Raw genomic sequence first — 22,546 nt, 5'->3', positions numbered from 1 at the left:
GAGCGGTCGAACGCGACGTCGGGGAGCGCGTAGAGGATGTCGAACCCGCCCGACCAGGTCACGCCGCGGCACTGCAGGCCGATGGCGGCGCGGCCGGCGTGCCGTTTCCGCTGACCCAGCAGCATGTGGCCGATGGCCTGGGGCTGTCCCTGGTGCATACCAACAAGACCCTGCGCAAGCTCGAACGCCGTGGCCTGCACCGGATTGCCGACGGCCGCTTGTTCATGCTGGACGTGAAGGCCATGGCAAGAACCGCCGACCTCTATGGCGATGGCCGCCCAGCGCCTCGGCCGCTGGTTTGAGCGGCCAAGCAATTTTTGCTGCGCGGCCGCCATGCGTCATTGGCCGAATGTTGGCTCCGCCATCACGTAGCGGGCGGACGTAGCGGGCGGACGTACCGGGCGGACGTGCCGGTTCCTGCGCTCCGTCCGCCCACGAGCCCGGGCGATGTCTAACGTAGCAAGTCTGCGCACGCCGCAGGTTTTTCTTTCTTGAAACGACAGTCCAACTCGATCAGAAAATCACGTGAGGTGGCGAAGTCCCGCTGGTACTGGCCGACGATGGCGTCGGCTTGGCCATTTTGGTAGATCTTCTTGATGCCGCGCTCGAATTGGTCGCGCATCGCCTCGCTGCGAAAAGCGAACCAATACTTGTTGCTCGCGCCGATGATGTCGTGAAAGGCAAAGTCGGCCAGCACGGCCGACTTCACGCGTGGGACTTGGTCATGCAACACGCGGTAGCGAAAGATGTCCGGTTGCGCCACCATCACATCGGCGCGGTCCAGGCTCAGCATCGCCGTCGGCAGGCTGCCGGGGACCTCGATGTAGTGCTTGTTTGCGGCGGCCATGGCGGCAAAATCAGCGCCCAAATATCGGCTGGCATTTTGAAATGTCACCACCCGCAGCGTGCTCATCTCCGTGATGCTGGTCAAATGCGGAAACTTGGCCTTCAAGGTGATGGCCTGATTGCGAAAGCTGAGGACCGGCCAGCGCGACAAGACACTCACAGGGCCGGCCGTCGGTTTGGCCGTCGGCTTGGCCGCCGTGTTGACGTCAATATGCGCGTCGCCAAACTCGCGCTCCAAACGCAGCGGGGACAAGAACACAAACGCCGTGTTCACCGCTTCGGCGGCAAAGGCGGCCCGCACCAAGTCCACCAACAGGCCGGAATTGCGCTCAGGCAGAGCGAGCGGCTGACTGCCGGCGAAAACACCGACCCGAACCAGCGCAGGGTCGGCTCGCCCGCCCGACGCCAGCACGGCCAAAGCCAAGCCTATCAATGCACTTCCTAGCGTCCTCATAGTTGCCCATGCTAACCGGGCCCAACCGACCAAAACCAAGCGCTCGACCGCCGATCATGCGATATTGGCGCCAGGGGCAGCGCCTTTGCGCCGCCAACACAGCAGGCCAAATCATCATGCAGACCCTGAACGACATGCTGGCGCAGAAGTTCTTGACGCCGGATCAGCACTTTGAGATCTTGAGTTGGACCACCCACGCCAAGACGCCCGAGAAAATCATGGACATGCCACCGCATTTGTGGCGCTCGCTGGAGCTGGCCTCGGTGCTGATGGGCTTCGAGGTGGGGCCGGCAACCCTCTGAAGCACACCTGAGATTTGGACACCCATGCCCGAAACCATCTTTGAAATCCCGGCACTGCTGGGTCAGGACGACGCCGACGCCGTCATGTTCGAGCTACAGGACCTGCCCTGCGTGAACCAGGCCGATGTCGATTTGGTCAAACGCGTGGCTTGGGTCAGCCATACGGCAATGATCTCAGCCGAGGACATCGCTACCGCGCTCGCCGAGGCGGGCTTCGCCTGCCAAGTCAGGGCCAGCGGCGCTGAATAACGCCAAGCAAAAGCGGGCAAGCTCATGCCCATCAGGGCTTGCTGCTGTAGTTCAGCGGCAGCCAGTCGTAGCCCTTCTTGGCGTTCGGCCGCAGCTGGCCCAGGCCCGGGAAGGAAACATGCGCGATGGCCAGGACATGGCCTTTCTCGGCGGCTTCGGCAAAGATCTTCTGGCGTTGCGGTGCGGCGGCCTTGGCGTCACTGTCAAACGCAATCGTGACCTTGGGATTGGGGAACTGCACCGCCGCCACATGCATCAAATCGCCCAGGATCAATAGCTTTTGACCTTGGCTCTCGACCGCAAAGACGCTGTGGCCCGGCGTGTGACCGGGCGCGGCGATGCTGCTGATGCCGGGTTGCAGCTGGGTGGCGCCACTGAAGGTCAGCAGCTTGCCCGCTTCTTGATAAGGCTTGATGGTGGCCATCGCGCTCTTGAAGCCGGCTTGGTCTTCGACCGCAGCCTTCGCCATCTTCTCGCTGCTCAGCCAATGCTCGGCCTCGGCCTTGTCCATGCGCAGCACGGCATTCGGAAAGGCCAGCTTGCCGTCAGCCGCCATCAAGCCGCCCATATGGTCGCCGTGCAGATGGGTGATGTAGACCTCGTCGATCTGCGCCGGGCTGTAACCGGCCGCTTGCAGATTGATCATCAAGCGGCCCAATGTCGGCCCGAACAGGCCGGCCGCGCCGGTGTCGATCAAGACTAACTTAGCACCCGTATTGACCAAATAGGCGTTGACCGAAGTCTCCAGCGGCAGCTTCAAGTAGGCCCGTTCCAGCGCCGCTTTGACTTCGCCGGGCGCCGCCTGCTTCAACAGCTTGTCCATGGGCAGCGCGACCGTGCCGTCACTCAAGGCGGTGATCTCAAAGTCACCCAGCATCATCCGGTAATAGCCGGGTGCCTGGGTTTTGACTTGCGGGGCGGCGGCGTGGGTGGTGATCGCAGGCAGAGCAAGGGCGGCGGCGACAGCGAGACTCAAAGCGGCAAGGCGATTCATGGGTCTTCCTTTAACGAGACGAAAACGGCTGCGCAGCATAGCAAGCGGGCAGAAATCCTGCTGGGGATGGCCGACAATCGGGCCAGCAAATCGCCGGGCTGCTGCGCCGCGATCCACCCTGCACCCCTTCAATGCCACCATGTCCGAATCAGCACCGCCGATTGACGCCACCTTGCTCGCCTTCGCCAACAGCCACTGGCATGTGCGCCGCCCCAAGCCCTTTGTGCTGGTGATCGAAGGTGAGGTGGGCGCCGAGGGCCGTGTCGGTGACTATCTGCACGACAAGCTCCTGCAACCAGCATGGCGCGAGGCTTTTTACCAATTGGTCGACGCCACCGGCCTGGTCGTCTGCCTGAATCTGCACACCCAGCACCCGAGCTACCGCGATGTGCGCGGCCGCTCCAGCAAGGGCCGGCTGAGCCAGGGCGAGTATTACCACCACGACGGTTGCTCGGGCCCGACCAAGCCGCGCTTCGTCGAAATCCGCTGCCCCGTGCAACCGCAAACGCGCGGCGTGGCCACCGCCGTGGCGCCGCATCATGCGGTGGTGGCGGCGATGGTGCAGGTGCTGCCGGCCGAGTTGGCGGCACAGAATTTGAACCCCGCAGCCATCAGCCAGATGAGCGACGCCGAGCTCGACCAACTGCAAGGCCTGCTCACCCGCAGCGTGCGCAAGAAGCTCGACGCCGAGGGCGCGCGGGCCTATTTCCGCGCGGTGGATCTGGCGGCCGACGCCTATTTTGAGCCTTGGGCCTTGGGCGAAAGCCGCATCATCGCGAACGCCAACAGCGGTGTGACGATGCAGCATCGGCGAGCCTACCAAACGCCGCATACCGGCGGCGTCGCCAATGGGCATTTGGTCAAGCGTTGGCCGAACGAGGAATTGCTGCTGCCGGGTCAGGTGCTGGACCCGGCCCTGATCGCCGCGCTGTGCAGCGAAGAAGGCGAGGACGGCAATGAGGACGCGGCTTGCTACCTGCGCCCCCACTGAACTCACTCAGGAATCGTCAACACCCCGGCCGCAAAGCCGATCGCATCCGACGCGGCCGGCGAAGGCGCCCACACCGGCACATTGGCCAGCGTCACGTTGACGCCCGCCGCGCGCGGTGTGGTGTGCACGACCTGACTGGCCGGCAGCGCGACGCCGTTCTTCAAATGCGCCCACATCTGGTCCATCGCGCGGCCGAAGTAGACATGCAGGGGCACAAAGCGACTGTCATAGCCGAGCAGCGCACCGAAGGCAATGAAGGTGTCGAAATGCTGGGCATTGGTGACCTCGTAATAGCGCGTCTTGGACGTTGCCGCTTCCAGCACCTGGTTCTTGCCGTAATAGGCGCGCGCCGCATGATTGACCGGGATCAGCGTGTCGCTGCGGCCGGCCACGATGATGGTCGGCAGCGCGCGCAACTTGGCCGTTAGCTGGACCTCACCCATGCCTTTGATGACACGGTCGGACTGGCTCTTCTGGACCCCAAACAAGCTCGCACCACTGACCGCATCCTTGCCCGTCACCAGCGAGCGCATGCACAAGGCGCCGTCGAGCGCGAAGTCGGCCAGGCCGCTGCCGGCCGAGGTGGCCAGGAAGTCGAGCTTGGCGCCGCCCACCGAATCGTTGAAAACGATGTTGACGCCCGAGGTTGGCGGCACACCATTGCCGCTGGAGAACAGGCCGGCTTGGATGACCGGGTTTTGCGCCACCACGTCGCCGGCGGCACTGGTGGCCGCATAGCTGAAGCCGCAGACGTTCTCGCTGGGCTTGAACTTTCCGTAGCTGTTCACATAGTTGACGGCAATGGAGTTGGTCGCGAAGCGGAAATGCGATTGCTGCAGGAAGTTGTTCTCGGCTTGCCAACCATAGGCGTTCATCTTGGCCAAGGCCTCGTCGGCTTGATCGGCCAGGGTGGCACCGGTCAAGAGGCCGCGCGTTTTCAGCGCCGCACAACGGTTCTGTGCGTTGGCGGTATAGGCGGCCGGCCAGAAGGCCGCGCTCACGGACAAGCCGGCCTGCGCCGACACCGCCGCACAAGGTTGGTAAATATTGGCGAAAGAGAAGTAGTCGACCAAGGGCTTGCTGTGCGTGGCAACCGCGCCGGCCGCACCCTGTTTGATCGTCAGACCGGTGTTGGCGCCGGGCTGCGCCATCGGCTCGGTCACGGCCACGCCGTCGATCAAGCTTTCGGTGTCTTGCTCGGCTGCGGCCAAAGCCGCGCCGCCACCGTTCGACACCGAGGAGGCGATCACAATCGTGTTGGCCGGCGTGATGACGACTTCCTTTTTACCCGGCTGGGCCGCGATATCGGTGCCGTATTTTTCATTCAGCACATAGAAGGCCAGCTTGACGGCGCGCAGCGTGTCGCGGCCCCAGTCCTTCTCGGGGTTCTGCTGCGAATGTGCGTGTTTGTAGGCCACCCGGTTCGGAAACGCGGCGATATAGCCCAAGCGTTCGGCCTCGCTCAGACCCGCATTGAAATGCGCCTTCTTGCCGGCGACGGTGGCCGTGGCTATGGTGCCGTCGATCTGGATCACGTTGTCGCTGCTAAGATCATGCAGGCCATTGCCCGAGCCCTTGTCGGCATAGGCGACCGCGCAGCCGCGCTTGAGCCCCCATTCGCCTGCTGTGCCGATGGCGCCGTAAACGCCGCGCGAGCCGGATGAGGTGGCGGTGACGATGCAGGGATTCTTGGCGTCAAAGTTGCTCGGCACTTGCACCATCAGCACGACGTTCTGGCTCCCCGTGCCGTCGTCCGCGACGGCGATGTATTCGGTGCCCTTGACCTTGCCTTCGCCGAGCGTGTCGGCACCGGTGGTGTCGATATTGGGGCCGTACAGGCGCGTGAAACCACCCACCACCGTGTAGTCAATCAGGGCGCGGTAGTTGTTGTAGATCGCATTGCGGCGCAACTCGGCGACGGTCGGCGTGGCCGGCACGGCGAAAGCGGGCGCCGCGCCGAGCAAGCCGGTCTTGCCAAGACCGGCGGTCAGGAGGTCATCACTGCTGCCGTCATAACTCGCCTGCGTTACGGTGCCGGCCACAAAGGTCGGCAGCATATTGACGACCGGCGCGGGCGGCGGTGGCGGCTCAGGCGCCGGGTCGTCGTTGCTGCTGCAGGCGCCCAGCGCCAGCAAGAGCGGCGTCAGGCCCAGCAAGGCTTGCTGGCGCAGAAGATATTTACTCGCAAAACGGCGTGAGGTCTTCATGGCATTGTCTCCTTTGTAATATCGTGGCTTCGACTCGTGGCGGCGCGCGCCGCGCAGGCGCACACCCTTGCGGCGCTTTTCATACTGCCGCGCGAATAATCGGTTAGCCTACGCAGCCATGGAAGCAGCAACAAGCCCCAAAACTACGCCAGGGTTTTCCCCAGCAGAAGCCTTTGCGAGCTTGAGCCCGCTGGGGCTGGCTTTGACGCATGAGCGCGTGCTGACCTGGGTGAACCCAAGTTTTGCGGCGATGTTTGGCTTTGAGCAGCAAGATTTGATGGGGCAGAGCTTCGCTGTCCTGTTCCCCAGCGATGTGGAATTCAGGCGCATTGGCCAGCGCATACAAACGGCGATGCTGGGTTGCGGCAGTTATCAAGACGAGCGCCTGATGCGGCGCCGCGATGGCCGCTTGCAGTGGTTCCGCGTGCACGGCCATGCCCGCGATCTGGCCGCGCCGTTTCTCGAAGCGGCCTGGACCTTTGAACGCGTCTTCACCCAGCAATGCGACTCCGAAGCGCTGACGCCGCGCGAGCGCGAGGTGTTGACCGCCATGGCGGCGGGGCAAACCGCCAAGGAGTCGGCCAAGCTGCTGGGCCTGTCGCCGCGCACGGTCGAAAAGCTACGCGCCGGGCTCAGGCAGCGATACGACGTTCACAACGCCGCCGCCTTGGTCGGCCGAGTGATGGGCGCAAACATCACGGTTCAAGGTGGAGTTAACGCCAGCTAGGAGCCCGCTTGCGCACCCGGCGCGTAAGTGATTACCCTAGCGCAATGCTACGTAAAGGAAGTTCCGGTGCCAGGTCTTGCCTTTACGCCCTACATTGGGCACCTAACTTCAATCGTGCCCTGATCCGGTGCGCCGACGCAACGTGAGCGAACTCATTCTCGAGACCCGCGGCCTCAGCAAGGACTTCAAGGGCTTCACCGCCGTTGACGGCGTCGACTTGCGAGTCCAGCGCGGCGCGATTCACGCCTTGATCGGCCCCAACGGCGCCGGCAAAACCACTTGCTTCAATCTGCTGACCAAGTTTTTGGAACCGACCCGCGGCAGCATCCATTTCAACGGCATCGACATCACCGGCGAGCGGCCGGCCGAAATTGCCCGCCGCGGCGTCATCCGCTCGTTCCAGATTTCGGCCGTGTTCCCGCATCTGACGGTGCTGGAGAATGTGCGCATCGGCCTGCAACGCTTCACCGGCACCAGCTTCCATTTTTGGAAGGGCCTGACCGGCTTGAAGCAGCTCGATGCCCGTGTGCTTGCGCTGTTAGAGCTGGTGGACCTGCGCGAGATGGCGGCGCTGAAGGCGGGTGACTTGCCCTATGGCCGCAAACGTGCGCAGGAGATCGCCACCACGATGGCGATGGAGCCAACGCTGATGCTGCTGGACGAGCCGACCCAGGGCATGGGACATGAAGACGTCGACCGCGTCACCGCGCTGATCAAGCGCGTCGCCGAGGGCCGCACCGTCTTGATGGTTGAACACAATATGAAGGTGGTCTCCAAGATCGCCGACCGCATCACCGTGCTGGCACGTGGTGCCGTGTTGGCCGAAGGCGATTACGCCGAGGTCTCCAAGCATCCGGCCGTGCTGGAAGCCTATATGGGCAGCGAAGCGGCCGAACTGGAAGGGGCACATTGATGAGCGTTCCTGCCCTGGAAATCAGCAACCTGCACGCCTGGTACGGCGAGTCCCACATCCTGCACGGCATCAACCTGAGCGTTCAAAAGGGTCAGGTCTTGACCCTGCTGGGCCGCAACGGCGCCGGCCGCACCACCACCTTGCGCGCCATCATGGGCCTGACCGGCACTCGCAAGGGTTCGATCAAGGTGCATGGCAGCGAGACCATCGCGATGGCCACGCACCGGATCGCGCATCTGGGGCTGGGCTATTGCCCCGAAGAGCGCGGCATTTTCGCTTCACTGACCACCGAAGAGAACCTGCAGCTGCCGCCGCGTTTGAGCGGTGGCCGCGCCACACCGATGAGCGATGAGCAGATCTACCAGATGTTCCCTAACCTATCAGAGCGCCGGCACAGCCCCGGCACGCGGCTGTCGGGTGGCGAGCAGCAAATGCTGGCGGTGGCGCGCATCCTGCGCACCGGCGCCGACATCTTGTTGCTGGACGAAATCTCCGAAGGCCTGGCCCCGGTGATCGTGCAGACCTTGGCGCGCATGATCACGGCGCTGAAGGCTAAAGGGTTCACCATCGTGATGGTGGAGCAGAACTTCCGCTTCGCAGCCCCCCTGGCCGACCACTTCATCGTGGTCGAGCATGGCGAGGTGGTGGAGTCTTTTGCGGCCGCCGAGCTGCCGGTCAAGCAGGCCAAGCTCGATGAACTTTTGAGTGTTTGATTGATGTTTCCTTTAACCGACCAGGAGTTGCTCATGTCCCATGCATTCAAGCGTATCGCCCTCGCCAGCCTGCTCGTCTGTGGCTCCGCCCAAGCGCAGATTTCCGGTGACACCGTCAAGATCGGCTTCATCACCGACATGTCCAGCGTTTACGCCGACATCGACGGCGCCGGCGGCGTCGAGGCGATCAAGCTGGCGATTGCCGATATGAAGGGCATGGCCGCCGGCAAGAAGATCGAACTGATCTTTGCCGACCACCAGAACAAGGCCGACGTCGCCGCCAGCAAGGCGCGCGAGTGGATCGACACGCAGGGCCTGGACATGTTGATCGGCGGCACCAACTCCGGTGCCAATCTGGCCATGGCCAAGATCGCGGCCGAGAAGAAGCGGCCCTTTATGGTGATCGGCGCCGGCTCGGCCCGCCTGACCAATGAGGACTGCACGCCCTACACCATTCACTATGCCTACGACACGGTGGCACTCGCCAATGGCACCGGCGCCGCGGTCACCAAGGGCGGCGGCAAAAGCTGGTTCTTTCTGACCGCCGACTATGCCTTCGGCGCCTCGCTGCAAAGCGACACCGCCAACGTCGTCGCCAAGACCGGCGGCCAGGTGCTGGGCAGCGTCAAGCACCCGCTCAACGCCAACGATTTCTCGTCCTTTTTGCTGCAGGCACAGGGCAGCAAGGCGCAGGTGCTGGGCCTGGCCAATGCCGGCGGTGACACCATCAACGCGATCAAGGCCGCCAACGAGTTCGGCGTCACCAAGACCATGAAGCTGGCCGGTCTGCTGATGTTCATCAACGACATCCACTCGCTGGGTCTGAAAACCACCGAAGGCATGTATCTGACCGACAGCTGGTACTGGAACCAGAGCCCGGAGGCGCGCGAATGGAGCCGCCGCTTCTTCGAGAAGATGAAGCGCATGCCGTCCTCGCTGCAAGCGGCGGACTACTCGGCCGCAATGCACTATCTGAAGGCGGTTGACGCCCTCAAGACCGATGACGCCGACAAGGTGATGGTCAAGATGAAGGCCACGCCTATCAATGACTTTTACGTCAAGGGCAGCATCCGCAAGGAAGACGGCCGCGGCATCCATGACATGTTCCTGCTGCAAGTGAAGTCGCCCAAGGAGTCCACCGAACCTTGGGATTACTTCAAGGTCGCCACCCGCATTCCGGGTGAAGAGGCCTTCACCAAGTTGGCGGATTCGAAGTGCCCACTCGTGAAGAAATAAGGCATTGGGGACAGACCGCCCGAGCGAAGCGAGTAGCTCTGTCCTCAACTGATTTAGCGGGTTCTTGCGGGAAGACCGCTGGGCTTGGTGTGGCCGGGGCAAAGCTCCGAACCTTTTAAGCGAAGAACAAACGACGACAAGATGACTGATCTATTTGGTATTCCCATATCGGCACTATTGGGTCAGCTCTTGCTGGGTCTGGTGAATGGCTCGTTTTACGCGATGCTGTCGCTGGGCTTGGCCGTTATCTTCGGCATGCTCAATATCATCAACTTCGCCCACGGCGCGCTCTACATGATGGGCGCCTTCCTGGCCTGGATGGGGCTGGAATACCTGGGCCTGAGCTACTGGGCCATGCTGGTGCTGGCACCGCTGCTGGTCGGGCTCTTGGGCATCTTGATCGAGCGGCTGTTGCTGCAATGGTTGTACAAGCTGGACCATATCTACGGCCTGCTCTTGACCCTCGGCATCACGCTGGTGTTGGAGGGCATATTCCGTAGCTTCTACGGTGTCTCGGGCCAGCAATACCAGGTGCCGGACGCCTTGCAAGGTGCGACCAATCTGGGCTTCATGGTGCTGCCCAACTACCGCGCCTGGGTGGTGGTCGCGTCGATCACCGTTTGTTTGGCGGTCTGGGCCTTGATCGAGAAAACCACGCTGGGCGCCACGCTGCGGGCCGGCACCGAGAACCCAAAATTGGTGCAGGCCTTCGGCATCAATGTGCCGCGCATGATCACGCTGACCTATGCGGGCGGCGTCGCTCTTGCCGCTTTTGCCGGCGTGCTGGCGGCACCGATTTTGCAAGTCAGCGCGCTGATGGGCAGTAACCTGATCATCGTCGTGTTCGCGGTGGTGGTGATCGGCGGCATGGGCTCCATCCTCGGCTCGATCTTGACCGGCTTGAGCTTGGGCGTCATCGAAGGCTTGACCAAGGTGTTCTACCCCGAGGCGTCGAACACCGTGGTGTTTGTGGTGATGGCCATCGTGTTGCTGGTGCGGCCGGCCGGTTTGTTTGGCAAGGAAAAATAAGCATGACCGCGCTTGTGTCGACTTCAAAAGCTCCCCTCAATCCAATCTACGGCTACGCCCTGCTGTTCGGTGCCATCGCCCTGCTGCCGGCCATGGGGGTGTATCCGATCTTCGTGATGAAGGTGCTGTGCTTTGCGCTGTTTGCCTGTGCCTTCAATCTGCTGGTGGGCTTCACCGGCCTGCTCAGCTTCGGCCATGCGGCCTTTCTGGGCACCGCCGCTTACGGCGCTGGCCATGCGCTGAAGGTATGGGGGTTCTCGGCGCCGCTGGGGCTGGTCTTCGGCGCACTGGCGGCCGGCGTCGTTGGTTTAGGCATTGGCATGCTGGCGATCAAGCGCACCGGCATCTATTTTTCGATGATCACGCTGGCGCTGAGCCAAATGTTGTACTTCTTCTTTCTGCAAGCTTCCTTCACCGGTGGTGAGGACGGCCTGCAGTCGGTGCCGCGCGGCAGCTTTTTCGGCCTGGATCTCAGCAACGATCTAACGCTTTACTACGTCGTGCTGGGCATTTTTATTGCCGGCTTCTGGCTGATCTACCGCACCGTCCATTCACCGTTCGGCCAAGTCTTGACATCGATCCGCGAGAACGAGCCGCGCGCTATTTCGCTCGGCTATGACGTGGACCGCTTCAAGCTGTTGGCCTTTGTGCTGTCGGCCTGCCTGGCCGGCCTGGCCGGTGCCACCAAAACCCTGGTGCTGGGCTTTGCGACGCTGACCGATGCGGTCTGGACCACCTCGGGCCTGGTGATTCTGATGACGCTCGTCGGCGGCATGGGCACCCTGACCGGGCCGATGGTCGGCGCGCTCATCATCATCGCGCTGGAAAACAAGATCGGCGACTTCGGCAAGGCGCTGGCCGACCTGAGCGGCATCCAGTGGTTCAACGGCCTGGGCGAGTCGGTCAACCTGGTGACCGGGCTGATCTTCATCGTCTGCGTGCTGGCGTTCCGGCGCGGTTTGGTGGGCGAGGCGATCGCGCTCTTTGACAAGCTCAGGGCTGGCAAGGCCAGCCCCTGAACACCGTCAATCCCGAGCGGCGTTGACGCTCATCTCAAAGACGCGCCGGCACAGCAGGCGCCGAAAAGCCGCCGGGTCTGCGCTCTCGGCCGCCCTCACACTGCGCGGATTCTTGATCAAGGGGTGCGCAGCGGGCGCAGCCTCGGGGCCAAAGCCTGCGCCATAGATGCGCGCCGCGCCGGCCAGCAAACCGAAGTCGGCGCCGAAGCGTTCGCTCGCCTCGGCCGCCAGATGTGGCGGCAAAAACGCCACATGGGCCATGCCGCGCAAGGCCTCGGCCAGCCCCTTGGGGTCGACGCCGTAAAAGCGCGAGCGCGGGCTGTGGGTCAGGGCGATGACGGGCAGGCGGCGCTGCTTGGACAAGACATGGCGGCAGAACGCGTCCAACTGCTGCTCGTCCTCGACCTCGCGGGCCTCGCCCAGCACCGGCAGCCCGCCGTCCTCCAGCGCCAGCTTTTCCACCCACATGCTGAGCAAGCGTGGCGGCGCCAGCACCAACGGGCCGACGCCGGCCTCGGTGCAGGAGGTCTGCACATCCAGGGTATCGACGCCGCCGCTGTCGGCCACGATGGCGCGCACCGACCAAGTGCGCGCGCCATCGCGCTCGCTGTGCGCAACCGTCAGCGACCAGACCGCACCATTGCCGCTGGTAGCGACGGCCAGCTCCATGCCGGGCAGGGCGCAAGTGAACTCGCGCCGCTCGCGGTCCTGCGGCGTGATCTGCATGCTCGGCCATTTGGCCTTGACCCAGGCCCAGGTCAGGTCGCGGGCATTGCGGCGATTGATGGGCGAGCCGTGGCGGCTGCGCAGGGTGGAGCGCAGCATCACCCGCGCTGCCTTGCTGTTGGCGGTGTTGCTGCTACTGCTACTGCTGCTGCTGCTGCTGCTGCCGCGCTTGGCGTAGGCATTGCTGCTGTGACTGGGTAGGTCCTGCATATGCGTTTCCCGGTAGTGGATGAAGGTATTTTTCGTACGCAAGATTCAGGCCATAGCGGCCGAGACCTGCCTCACTGGTGGTACAGCGCCGTCAGGCTGTCGAGTCACTGGGCCGGGCCGAAGGGCTTGGCGATGAAAAGATCGGCGCCACCCCGCCCCCGCCGCCGCGTGGCGGCTGGCTAAACTGCCGGCATGTCATCCTCTCGCCTTGCCCCCTACCTGAACCTGATCCGCTGGGATAGACCCGCCGGCTGGTTGCTCTTGCTCTGGCCGACGCTGAGTGCCTTGTGGATCGCCGCCGACGGCTTCCCCGGCTGGCATCTGCTGACCGTCTTCACGCTCGGCACCGTGCTGATGCGCTCGGCCGGCTGCTGCGTCAACGACGTTGCCGACCGCGACTTCGATAAGCATGTCAAACGCACCGCCAACCGGCCCGTCACCAGCGGCTTGGTCAGCGTCAAGTCGGCGTTATTGCTGGGGGCAGGTCTTGCCCTAACTGCATTTCTGCTGGTGCTGACGACCAATCCGCCGACGATTCTGTTGTCTTTTGGCGCGCTGGCGGTGGCGATTCTGTATCCCTATGCCAAGCGGGTGTTTGCAATGCCGCAGGCCGTCCTCGGGGTGGCCTTCAGCTTCGGCATTCCGATGGCGTTCGCGGCCGCGCAGGGCGGCACCGCATGGAGCCTGGCCGCCATCAACGCCGCCGTGCCGCTATCGGCTTGGGCGCTGCTGCTCGCCAATCTATTTTGGGTCTTGGCCTATGACACCGAGTACGCGATGGTGGACCGCGATGACGATATCCGGCTCGGCATCAAGACCTCGGCGCTGACGCTGGGGCGCTTTGATGTGGCGGCGGTGATGGGTTTTTACGCCGTCTACCTGCTGGCCTGGACGGGCTTGGGCCTGCGCTTAGGGCTAGGCAAAATTTTCCTGGTCGGCATGGCGGTGGCCGCCGCGCAAGTCATTTGGCACTTCTGCTTGATCCGCGAGCGCAGCCGCGAGGGCTGCTTCAAGGCCTTCCGGGAGAACCACTGGTTGGGCTTGGCGGTCTTTGCCGGCACGGCGTTGGATCTGGTCTTGCGCTGATAAGCGCAGGTTCGCGTGCGCTTATCACGCGACCCACGCCTGGGCGCCTCGGGCGGGTCGCCGTTTCGGGGCGGCCCGGCAGACACTGCGGCCTCGATCTGCGTGGCGCTCGCCGCGCGACGCCAACCCCGCAGAGGACGAAAGAACTTCATGCTTCTAAAAAAACCACTCAGCCTGGCCCTGCTCGCCGCCGGCTGCTGCCTCAGCGCTACGCCGCTGCTGGCGGCGCCGGTGCTGCTCAGCCAGACCTTTCAACTCAGCAACTCGCTGGATCGCAACAGTGTGTCGCTGAACTTCGATTTGGGCAGCTTCTTGTCCGGCCAAGGCTATGGGTCCCAGGACATCCTGGCGGGCTCGGCCACGCTGCACGGCTACTCCGACGCGCAATATGGCGCGGCCACGCCGACTGCCTACAGTGGCTACCAGGTGACTGGGCAGACCAGCCACCAGGCGCAATATTCCTACTATGTCCCGGATACCTACAACTGCGGCTGGTGGGGAAGCAGCAGCTGCGGCAATGGCCACACTCAGTCTGTCCAGTACGGCATACAAGACATCAATTCCACCCATTTCCGCGACATCAAGCACGAGGATCTGGTGGCAGACAGCATGAAGCTGCTGATCGGCGCCAGCAGTGCAACAGACCTTGCCGAGACCCGCAGTGCCTCAATCGGCAGCTATGGCGCCGCGCAATTCGAAGGGACTGTCTGCAGAGGCGTCGACACCCGTGGCAACTGCAGCTACGACCACCGCTACGCCCAACAGCGCGACACCTACAGCGCCATCTATGGTGCGCTGGACACGAGCCTGAGCTTTGACGCGGCCGCTTTGCTGGACGCGCGCAGCGACGGTATTTTGGGTGTTGGCTTCGAGGCCAATGCCGGGCAATTCAAACTCAGCTCGATCAGCTTTGACGTCATGGTTGAAAAGGCCGCTGCCGTGCCCGAACCGGCATCGTTGTTGCTGGCCGGCACTGCCTTGGCAGGGCTGGTATTCACCACGCGTCGGCGCCGGCCAACCCCCGGATCCGACAAGTAGCGGGCTGTCGTCCTGCCGCGGCCGGCGATGGCATCGAATTTCGGCATTGGTTCACGCGGCTAGGCTCAAGCCAGCGTCGCCGCTACCGACATTGGATGTTGTGGCCGGCCCGGTCGATTTAACTCTGTGTACCCCATGATTCCCTACCGTTCGATCTTGATTGTGGGCGGCGGTACCGCCGGCTGGATGGCGGCCGCCTATTTGCAGCGTGTGCTGGGCGCAAACCCTGCAATGCCGGTGCAGATCCGCTTGGTTGAATCGACCGAGATCGGCAGCATTGGCGTCGGCGAAGCGACCGTACCGACGCTGCGGGACACGCTGAAGATCCTCGGCATCGCCGAGTCTGAGCTGTTCACGCAAGCGGACGCCACGCTAAAAAACGGTATCCGTTTCAATGGCTGGAAGCATGGCGGTGCGGCCGCCGACGACCACTACGACCACCCCTTCGACCATCCGGTTTCGCTGCAGGGGCACTCGACCATGGCGCATTGGATGAACCTGCGCCAGCGTGGTTTGACGGCACAGGCGTTTGACGAAGCGGGCGGCGTGCAGACGGCCTTGTTTGACAAGAACCTGTCGCCCAAGTTCTTGAACTCACCCGACTTCGAAGCCCCCATCGCCTACGCCTACCATCTCGATGCCATCAAGCTGGCGGCCTTGTTACGCCGTGTGGCAACCGAACGGGGCGTGCAGCACAGCTATGGCGAGGTCACCGAGGTTGAGGTCGGTGAGGAGGGCATCACGGCCGTCAATTTGAAGGACGGCCAGCGCCTGACGGCCGATTTGTATATCGACTGCACCGGCTTTGCCGGCCTGCTGATCGGCAAGGCGTTGAAGGTGCCCTGGGTGTCCTATGCGGACAGCCTTTTGTGCGACCGCGCGGTGGCCTGCCCGATTGCGCATGCGCATGCTCAACAGCCGCTGCGCTCCTACACCACCGCGACCGCCCGCGCCGCCGGCTGGACCTGGGAGATTGACCTGCAGTCGCGCACCGGCACCGGCTATGTGTATTCGTCCGCCCATTGCTCCGACGATGAGGCGGTCGCCACGCTGCAGCAGATGCATGGTTCGGCCCAGCCGATGGCCGAACCGCGGCTGCTCAAGATGCGCATCGGCCACCGTGCCCGCATGTGGGAGAAAAACTGCTTGGCGCTGGGCTTGGCCGGTGGCTTTATCGAGCCGCTGGAATCGACCGGCATCTACTTCATTGAGCGGGCCCTGCAATCGTTCTTCGATTTCTTGCCGGCGACGGCCACGGCACAGTGCGGCCGCCAAAAGTTCAACAGCTTGATCGCCGATCTCTACGACGAATTGCGCGATTTCATTCTGCTGCACTACGTCATCTCGGGCCGGCGCGACACACCGTTCTGGCGTAGTTACACCGAAGCGGTGGTGATTCCGCCCAGCCTGCAAGAACTGTTGTGTCTGTGGGACGAGAAGCTCCCGCACAACACCGACATTCAACGCAAGCAGTCGCTCTTCACAGCGGCGAACTATTTCTATATTTTGGCCGGGCTCAACCGCTTGCCGTCCAAGGGCTTTGGCCAATCAAGCTATCTGGCGCCGTCCGTCAGTCAGGGCGCGCTGGCACATATCGCCAAGATTCGCGCGGCCGCCGTTCAGCAATCGCCGAGCATGCGTGACTTCACCAACATGGTGCGTGGCTAATCGACTACTCGAACGGATAGCGCACACCCAGTTGACGGCGGATTTCGTCCATCCAGGCCAGCGTCGCCAAGGTCTCGGCATGCGGCATGACGGCGGATTCAATCTGACCGGCGCGCACGCAAGCCTGCGCGGCCTCGATCTCGTACTCGAAACCATTGCCGCGAAATGGCGCCTTGACGCGTTGCTCCGGCTGACCCGGACGGGTCAGCACCGCCTCGGTGGCCTGCCAGAAGTCGACCGGCACCGTGATCACCCCACGCTCGCCGAAGATGCGCAGGCCGTTGTCGGCACGGCCATCGACGGCGCAAATGAATTGCGATGTGATGCCGCCGGGGAAGTTCAGCATGCCGGCGACGCGTTGATCAACGCCGGTCGGCGCCAACACCCCGCTGGCCTGAATCGACAGTGGCTGCGGGCAAGCGCCCAGGGCCTGCTGCATCACCCAGCGCGTCATCGTCAGGTTGTAAATACCGATGTCCAGCAAGGCACCACCAGCCAGCGCCGGGTCAAAGATACGGCTGCCGGCATCAAACGGCGGGTTGAAACAAAAGCTCGACTGCAGGCCGCGCAGAGGGCCAATGGCCTGCTCGCGCAACCAGCCCTGCACGACCGTGTAAGTAGGCAGGAAGCGCGTCCAGACCGCCTCCATCAGGAAGACCTTGCGCTGACGCGCAAGCTGCACCAGCGCCTCGGCTTGTGCCAAGTTGGGCACCAGCGGTTTCTCACACAGCACGGCCTTGCCAGCAGCCAGGCATTGGCGCACTGAATCGCCATGCTGGGCATGCGGCGTCGCGATATAAACGGCGTCTAAGGCGGGCTCGGCCAGCAGGCAAGCCAAGTCCACCACCACCCGAGGCGGGGGCACACCAGGCCCAGCGACTTGCCGCGCAAAGCTCGCCGCTCGCGCCGCATCGCGGCCCAAAACCCAGTGCAACTCGGCACCCGCCACATCAGGCAGGGCCGCCGCGAAGCGCTGCGCAATGCCACCCGGGCCGATCAAGGCCCAGCAGAATGGCTTCACGTCAGCACCGTCAGGACAAAGCCTGTATCAGGCCGCTTTCAGCAAGGCCTTCAAGGCCTTGCCTTCGGCGCGCTTGACCCGGGTGGCGGCGCGCTGATAGACCTCTTCGGCCTTGACGCGCAACTCCACCGCCTTGACCAAGGCCGCTTGGTACTTCTCGACCGTGTAAGTGTTCTCGGTGCCGATATAGACGCTGCGACCACTGGGTGTCTGGCCATAACGTGGCAAAGACACGGCAAAGCTGCAGTCGCGTACGCGGCTGCTGGCACGTTGTCTCACGATGGGCCCGGAAATGCCGACCGGCAAGTCGTTGCCCTTGTTGCCGCTCGGTTTGCGCTGCAGCCTTGACGGGGCCGGCAGTTTAGCAATTCGACTCAGCAATTCCTTGGTCGCCAAGGTCAGCGCCGCCGCAGCGCCACTACCGTCTTGCGAATGGTCGGAATAGAGTTTGGTGCCGCCATAACGCAATTGCCAACCATGTGTACTCTGGTGGTCAATGCGCTGGATGCATTGCGGTACAGCGAACTGCTCGCCGCTAAAAATGACAATATCACGTGTTTTCATGAGATTCCTCAAGGCAGATGATGAACCCCCCTAGTTTGTAATTCTACGGCCTATTGTTCACTTTTGTGCAAGTCATAACGCGACTTATAACCGGTATATAGGCGCTCAGTTCCGGCGCGAACAACTCCATCACACGTAACTGGGCACCGCAGCGGCTGAAAACCGAGTTGCGCGACCACAGCATTTGCGGGGAAGCAGGGCTGCCGGTGGCCTTGAGCCACTGCTTTTCCATTTGCCGGCGGGTGTGCCCGTAACGCGACAGCCGCAGGGGCTGCAGTTGACTGCGTTGCACGCGGCGGTCGCTGTAGAGGAGGTCTGCAAGTGGCCGTGGCCCCAGGCCTTTCAAGGCTCGCCAAGGGCCCGCCAAGGCGCAGGCGTGCAGGCTGGAGCGGGCCCAGACCAAGGGACGGCCATCGACCCGCAAGATCACCTCGCGCACCATCGTGCAGCCGTAGCGCGGCCGCCCCAGCGCAGCCAGTTCACGGGCGCGTAGCGGCGCAATGCGTTGGCTCAACAGCTCGACCTCGAAGCGTTCGCCTAACTGTGCCAGGCGACGGCTCAAGGAGCCGGGCGCACGCAGCCAAGCGCGCAGGCTGTTGCGACTCGCTAGCCCCATGCCGAGCAGAACTTAAGCGCCAAACTCGTCGCCGAGTTCGCGGGCGCGCACTTGAGCGGCCTTGACCGCGCGCTGAATAGCCGGGCCAACGCCGTCCGCCTGCAGGCTGGCCAAGGCCGCATAGGTGGTGCCGCCCTTGGACGTGACGCGTTCGCGCAGCACGGCCGGGCTTTCCGTGGACTGCTGCGCAAGTGCTGCAGCACCTGCGCAGGTAGCAAGCGCCAACTGGCGGCCCTGCTCGGCGCTCAAGCCCAGCTCGACGGCCGCGTCCATCATGGCCTCGACGAAGTAGAAGAAATAGGCCGGCCCGGACCCGGACAAGGCGGTCACCGCGTCCAGATCGGCTTCGCGCGCTACCCACAAGACGGTGCCGGTGGGGGCCAAAACCTGTTCCACCAGGGTCTTGTCGGCGGCCGTGACCTCGGGGCGTGCGTAGAGCCCGGCAATGCCTGCACCGATCAATGCCGGCGTATTGGGCATCGCCCGCACCACTCTTGTGGCGCCGGTGGCGCGCACCAGCGTGTCACTGCGGATGCCGGCCATCACCGACAGCTGCAAGGCCTGCGCCACATAGGGCGCGCAAGGCGCGGCAGCCTCTGCAAACAGTTGCGGCTTGACGGCCCACATCAGCAGCTCGGCCCGGCCCAAACTGGCATCGGCTGCGGCAACAGCCGTCAAGCCAAAGTCAGCCGCCAACTTGGCGCGCTGCGGCTCATAGGGCTCGACCACCATCAGTTGCTCGCGCGGATGACCGGCCTTGAGCAGGCCCCCGATGATGGCGCCGGCCATATTGCCGCCACCGATAAAGGCAATCATTGGCTTAGCCATGATGATGCGGGCTGGCGGCGGTCAATTGGAGGCGGCCGAGGCCGGCACAGCCGCCTCGGTCGGAGCACGCCTCACGACCACGCCGGGCGACAAGGAGATGTCATTGGCCACCGTCACCTTGGTAACGAAATGGCGTGTCTCGCCGAAGCAGGAGGTCGGCAAACCGACCTTTTCTTCGTAGTGCAAAGTCACCCGCTGGCCCATCACGGCGGTCAACTCGGCGGCGACCGCGTCATCAAGAGCGGTGAACTGGAACTTCTCCACCATCGCGCTGCCGGGGATGGAGACCAGCGCCAGCTCGCCCTCCCAGGTCTTGCAGAGCCAGCCTTTTTTTGACAGCTTTTGAATCCATCCGGCCCGCTCACCCGAGGAATAGCTCCAGCTCAGCGCAATATAAAAGTAGGCAAAAGCCAATAGACCGAGCAGCAGCAAGGTGAGCAAAATTCTCTTCAAGGTCATGGGGATTGATCAGGGGTATTGAGGTTCAAGGCGCCTTGGTGGCCGCAGGAGCAGCAAGCGGAACGGGGAATTTTACAAACGCCGCCGCCAAGGCTCGGTTGATGGCGGCCTCGGCCTGCCCAGCGCTGAGGTGCTCCGGCACGCTGCCGGTCACGACGCTCTCCCAAACCATCTGCTTGCGCGCGGCATCAACGACGTCGATATTGAGCGTGCCCTCGGTGTACTGCGACACACTGTTCATGTCGCGGTAGTAAGGCCAGGGAGCGTAGAGGCCGCCACGGTAGCCGTAATAGCCGATGCCATAGCTGGACCCCGGCGAGGCGCGCAGTTTCTCGTTCAAGCTGGCATTGAAGTTGATCAGCAGCTGCGGTGCGGCCGCGTCAAAGCGCAGGCCGCGTGCTTCCAACTCGCGCTGTGCCGAGGCCTTCAACTGGCCCGACACGAGGGTCTGGTAGCCGCTGCGGTCGGTGCCCAAGGGGCTGACAAAGGCGAAGGTTTTGTATTGGCTGAAGTCGGCGCTGCGGTCCATCTCCACTTGCACTTGCGGGCCGCTGGCGCAGCCGCTCAAGCTGACGCTGCCGACGGCCAAAGTTAGGGCCAGCAAGGGGACGAAAAACAATCTGTTCTTAGGCATATGGGCTTCTCCAGTTGTGGCCAGGCCGGCTGCGATATTAACGCTGCGGCCAAGGCCGGCTGCCTCAAAACGCCGGGCCCAGCACCAGATAGAGGCTGGTGGCGCCGTCGGCGGCACGGCCCAAGCCGAAATACAGCGGTCCGACAAAGGTATCTATGCCGACAAAGGCGGCCACCGACTTGCGCCAAGTCTCCAGATTCTCCGGCAGTAGCGGATTGGAGATGCGCCCGATCTCAAATGACACGCCGCCATACATGCCTTCCAGCAACTTGCCCGGCGAAATACGACGGTAATACATCACGCGCCCGAAGGCCAAGTCTTCGCCCATCAGCTGCCCAGTCGCGTAGCCCGACTGGCGCAAGAAACCGCCCAAGCGGAAATTGTCATAACCGGGAATGCGTCCATTGCCCAATCCACCACCGGCCGCCACTGCGAAGTTGAAGGTGTTCTCGCCGACCGAATAGGCGACGCTGGCGTCGGCATCCCATTTGGTATAGCCGAAATCAGCCCCCAGAGCGGTGCTGGAGTTGTAAATATTGGCGTGGCTCTGCCAGCCCGAACGCGGGAACAGCACGCTGTCTATTCTGTCCAGAAACAAATGCGCCGAAAAGCCGCCGGTCTGAATACGCTCGGATGCGACGCCCACCACCAACCTGCCGGTGTCCAGCTCTTGCTTGACCTGGCCGCCCGTGACGCCCAAGCGCAGCTGACCATACTGATAAAAATTTCGCCCCAGATCCACGCGGGCCTGACCCTCCGTGAGCGAATAGATCGCCACCCTGGCGTCATCCGCATACACCGACACCAGGCGCTGCGAGGCCTCCAGCGAAGGCGCCACAAACCAGCTATGGCCGGCCGCAAAGGGCTGATAGAACTCCGTGCGCAGCCGGTTGTGGCCGCCCACGCTCAAGTCGGTGCGCCATTCGGCACCCCGTTGGTTGAGCCAAGTCATCCGGTAGGAGGCCATCAAGCTGGCGGAGGTCTCGCTGCCGAAATCGGTGTCCAGGCCCAAACCGAAGCGCAGATAGTTCGGGCCCCAGGACTTCTCCACGGCGTCGATCGCCAGCACCCGGTGCTCGCCTTCGGTCAGCGTGCGGAAGTTCACATGCTCAAAATCCCCGGTGCCGTAAAGCCGGCGCATATCGGCGTCGAGTTCACCCTGATCGATTGGCTGCTTGGGCGCCGTGACCAACACATGCCTGATCTCTTCGGGATTGACCCGTTTCAGGTTGACGAAACGGATCTCGTCTACCGGCGCCAAGTCGGGCAGTATCCTGGCCTGCTGCCTGAGACGCAGCGCCGCATACTCTTCGGGCGGCACGGAATAACGGCTCAACTGCTCGGTCATCTGGCGCGCGGCCACCGCGCCCAGCGGAGAAATCTTGGGCAAGTTGTTGAAGTCGCCGGTCGAGAAGTCACCCAAATCCGGCGAGATCAAGATGTCGTGCGGCTTCAGCGACGCGATCGAGGCCTGCACGTTTTGCTCGGTCAAGATGCTCAGCATCTGCCCGGCCACGCCAAACACACTGTTCAGTTGCTGGCGCTTCAACAACGGCGTACCGACATTGACGGCGATCACCACATCGGCGCCAAGTTCGCGCGCGGCGGCGACCGGCAGATTGCTGGTGAGCATGCCGTCCACCAGCAACATGCCGCCAATCTCGGCCGGCGCCACCGCGCCCGGCACCGACATGCTGGCGCGCATCACATTGGCCATATCGCCCTCTTTGAACACCACGGCCTTGCCCGTCACCAGGTCGGTCGCGATCGCGCGGAACTGGATCGGCAAGGCGTCAAAGCTGTAATAGCCGCGTACCTTGGACAGCTGCCTCAGCACCGTCTCCAACTGCACACCCGAAACCACCCCTTTGGTCAGCGTGGCCTCCTCCGAACCGAGTCCGATTTCAGGGCCGATGAAGTTGATGTAGTCATCGGACTTGCGGCGCATGATCAATTCTTGGCGCGGCGGCTTCTCTCTGAACAGCTTTTCAACCGTGATGCCGGCGTTGACCTTGT

At 63.1% G+C, this 22,546-nt stretch carries 24 protein-coding genes; 13 read left to right on the top strand and 11 right to left on the bottom strand.

The annotated features are described in order from the left end of the window. Positions 1 to 302, top strand: a 302-nt coding sequence (locus RMO57_RS15925) for a helix-turn-helix domain-containing protein (protein ID WP_310388260.1), incomplete at its 5' end; no start/stop codon positions are given. A 149-nt stretch (positions 303 to 451) separates the two neighbouring features. On the opposite strand, the gene RMO57_RS15920 is transcribed toward RMO57_RS15925, so the two are convergent. Then, positions 452 to 1,300, bottom strand: coding sequence for an ABC transporter substrate-binding protein (locus tag RMO57_RS15920; RefSeq protein ID WP_310388259.1), 849 nt, complete (start codon positions 1,298 to 1,300; stop codon positions 452 to 454). Positions 1,301 to 1,416: 116 nt separating this feature from the next. On the opposite strand from RMO57_RS15920, the gene RMO57_RS15915 reads away from it, so the two are divergent. Together RMO57_RS15915 and RMO57_RS15910 are read left to right on the top strand one after the other, a co-directional pair. Further along, complete coding sequence (locus RMO57_RS15915; RefSeq protein WP_310388256.1) at positions 1,417 to 1,602, top strand: hypothetical protein; 186 nt, start codon at positions 1,417 to 1,419, stop codon at positions 1,600 to 1,602. Between the two features lie 24 nt (positions 1,603 to 1,626). Then, complete coding sequence (locus tag RMO57_RS15910; protein ID WP_310388254.1) at positions 1,627 to 1,851, top strand: heavy metal-associated domain-containing protein; 225 nt, start codon at positions 1,627 to 1,629, stop codon at positions 1,849 to 1,851. A 31-nt stretch (positions 1,852 to 1,882) separates the two neighbouring features. On the opposite strand, the gene RMO57_RS15905 is transcribed toward RMO57_RS15910, so the two are convergent. After that, positions 1,883 to 2,845, bottom strand: coding sequence for an MBL fold metallo-hydrolase (locus RMO57_RS15905; RefSeq protein ID WP_310388252.1), 963 nt, complete (start codon positions 2,843 to 2,845; stop codon positions 1,883 to 1,885). Between the two features lie 139 nt (positions 2,846 to 2,984). Here RMO57_RS15905 and RMO57_RS15900 point away from each other — a divergent pair, with 139 nt between their 5' ends. Further along, on the top strand, positions 2,985 to 3,836 hold the full coding sequence (locus RMO57_RS15900) for a hypothetical protein (protein WP_310388250.1): 852 nt from the start codon (positions 2,985 to 2,987) through the stop codon (positions 3,834 to 3,836). 2 nt (positions 3,837 to 3,838) lie between these two features. Here RMO57_RS15900 and RMO57_RS15895 read toward each other — a convergent pair whose 3' ends face one another. Continuing rightward, positions 3,839 to 6,043 carry a 3-hydroxybutyrate oligomer hydrolase family protein gene (locus tag RMO57_RS15895; protein ID WP_310388249.1) on the bottom strand — a complete coding sequence of 735 codons (2,205 nt, stop codon included), beginning with the start codon at positions 6,041 to 6,043 and terminating at the stop codon, positions 3,839 to 3,841. 181 nt (positions 6,044 to 6,224) lie between these two features. Here RMO57_RS15895 and RMO57_RS15890 point away from each other — a divergent pair, with 181 nt between their 5' ends. From RMO57_RS15890 to RMO57_RS15865, 6 genes are all read left to right on the top strand, one after another. After that, complete coding sequence (locus RMO57_RS15890) at positions 6,225 to 6,770, top strand: helix-turn-helix transcriptional regulator (RefSeq protein ID WP_310388247.1); 546 nt, start codon at positions 6,225 to 6,227, stop codon at positions 6,768 to 6,770. 142 nt (positions 6,771 to 6,912) lie between these two features. Next, positions 6,913 to 7,683, top strand: a complete 771-nt coding sequence (locus RMO57_RS15885; protein ID WP_310388245.1) for an ABC transporter ATP-binding protein — start codon at positions 6,913 to 6,915, stop codon at positions 7,681 to 7,683. Continuing rightward, the gene (locus RMO57_RS15880; protein ID WP_310388244.1) at positions 7,683 to 8,396 is read left to right on the top strand and encodes an ABC transporter ATP-binding protein; all 714 of its coding nucleotides are present in this window, start codon (positions 7,683 to 7,685) and stop codon (positions 8,394 to 8,396) included. Before RMO57_RS15885 ends, RMO57_RS15880 begins: the two co-directional genes overlap by 1 nt. Positions 8,397 to 8,429: 33 nt before the next feature. Then, the gene (locus RMO57_RS15875; RefSeq protein ID WP_310388243.1) at positions 8,430 to 9,632 is read left to right on the top strand and encodes an ABC transporter substrate-binding protein; all 1,203 of its coding nucleotides are present in this window, start codon (positions 8,430 to 8,432) and stop codon (positions 9,630 to 9,632) included. A gap of 141 nt (positions 9,633 to 9,773) precedes the next feature. Continuing rightward, positions 9,774 to 10,661, top strand: a complete 888-nt coding sequence (locus tag RMO57_RS15870; protein ID WP_310388241.1) for a branched-chain amino acid ABC transporter permease — start codon at positions 9,774 to 9,776, stop codon at positions 10,659 to 10,661. Between the two features lie 2 nt (positions 10,662 to 10,663). Next, the gene (locus tag RMO57_RS15865; protein ID WP_414896443.1) at positions 10,664 to 11,680 is read left to right on the top strand and encodes a branched-chain amino acid ABC transporter permease; all 1,017 of its coding nucleotides are present in this window, start codon (positions 10,664 to 10,666) and stop codon (positions 11,678 to 11,680) included. A 6-nt stretch (positions 11,681 to 11,686) separates the two neighbouring features. Here RMO57_RS15865 and RMO57_RS15860 read toward each other — a convergent pair whose 3' ends face one another. Further along, positions 11,687 to 12,658 (bottom strand): hypothetical protein, encoded by a 972-nt coding sequence (locus RMO57_RS15860; protein ID WP_310388239.1) that lies wholly within the window; start codon positions 12,656 to 12,658, stop codon positions 11,687 to 11,689. 150 nt (positions 12,659 to 12,808) lie between these two features. On the opposite strand from RMO57_RS15860, the gene ubiA reads away from it, so the two are divergent. From ubiA to RMO57_RS15845, 3 genes are all read left to right on the top strand, one after another. Continuing rightward, positions 12,809 to 13,702: a 4-hydroxybenzoate octaprenyltransferase gene (gene ubiA, locus RMO57_RS15855; RefSeq protein ID WP_310388238.1), complete on the top strand. Its 894-nt coding sequence runs from the start codon at positions 12,809 to 12,811 to the stop codon at positions 13,700 to 13,702. A gap of 150 nt (positions 13,703 to 13,852) precedes the next feature. Then, positions 13,853 to 14,740, top strand: a complete 888-nt coding sequence (locus RMO57_RS15850) for a PEP-CTERM sorting domain-containing protein (protein WP_310388236.1) — start codon at positions 13,853 to 13,855, stop codon at positions 14,738 to 14,740. A 135-nt stretch (positions 14,741 to 14,875) separates the two neighbouring features. Continuing rightward, on the top strand, positions 14,876 to 16,408 hold the full coding sequence (locus RMO57_RS15845; protein ID WP_310388234.1) for a tryptophan 7-halogenase: 1,533 nt from the start codon (positions 14,876 to 14,878) through the stop codon (positions 16,406 to 16,408). A 4-nt stretch (positions 16,409 to 16,412) separates the two neighbouring features. Here the strand turns inward: RMO57_RS15845 and RMO57_RS15840 are convergent, their stop codons facing one another. From RMO57_RS15840 to RMO57_RS15810, 7 genes are all read right to left on the bottom strand, one after another. Then, complete coding sequence (locus RMO57_RS15840; RefSeq protein WP_310388232.1) at positions 16,413 to 17,429, bottom strand: Gfo/Idh/MocA family oxidoreductase; 1,017 nt, start codon at positions 17,427 to 17,429, stop codon at positions 16,413 to 16,415. 27 nt (positions 17,430 to 17,456) lie between these two features. Further along, a complete protein-coding gene (locus RMO57_RS15835; RefSeq protein WP_310388231.1) occupies positions 17,457 to 17,993 on the bottom strand; it encodes a hypothetical protein in 537 nt (178 codons plus the stop codon). A 43-nt stretch (positions 17,994 to 18,036) separates the two neighbouring features. Beyond that, the gene (locus RMO57_RS15830; protein ID WP_310388230.1) at positions 18,037 to 18,609 is read right to left on the bottom strand and encodes a chorismate--pyruvate lyase family protein; all 573 of its coding nucleotides are present in this window, start codon (positions 18,607 to 18,609) and stop codon (positions 18,037 to 18,039) included. Between the two features lie 12 nt (positions 18,610 to 18,621). After that, positions 18,622 to 19,437 (bottom strand): pyrroline-5-carboxylate reductase, encoded by an 816-nt coding sequence (gene proC / locus RMO57_RS15825; protein ID WP_310388229.1) that lies wholly within the window; start codon positions 19,435 to 19,437, stop codon positions 18,622 to 18,624. Between the two features lie 21 nt (positions 19,438 to 19,458). Continuing rightward, on the bottom strand, positions 19,459 to 19,896 hold the full coding sequence (locus RMO57_RS15820; RefSeq protein WP_310388227.1) for a hypothetical protein: 438 nt from the start codon (positions 19,894 to 19,896) through the stop codon (positions 19,459 to 19,461). Positions 19,897 to 19,921: 25 nt separating this feature from the next. Next, positions 19,922 to 20,530, bottom strand: coding sequence for a DUF4136 domain-containing protein (locus RMO57_RS15815; RefSeq protein ID WP_310388225.1), 609 nt, complete (start codon positions 20,528 to 20,530; stop codon positions 19,922 to 19,924). A gap of 64 nt (positions 20,531 to 20,594) precedes the next feature. After that, on the bottom strand, positions 20,595 to 22,546 hold a 1,952-nt coding region (locus RMO57_RS15810; protein ID WP_310388223.1), incomplete at its 5' end, for a BamA/TamA family outer membrane protein.

Origin of the sequence: Roseateles sp. (genome assembly GCF_031397715.1) — a bacterium.
Taxonomy (GTDB): Bacteria; Pseudomonadota; Gammaproteobacteria; order Burkholderiales; family Burkholderiaceae_C; genus Paucibacter_A.
Note: the sequence above shows the minus strand (reverse complement) of the source record. Positions and strands in the feature narration are given on the sequence as shown.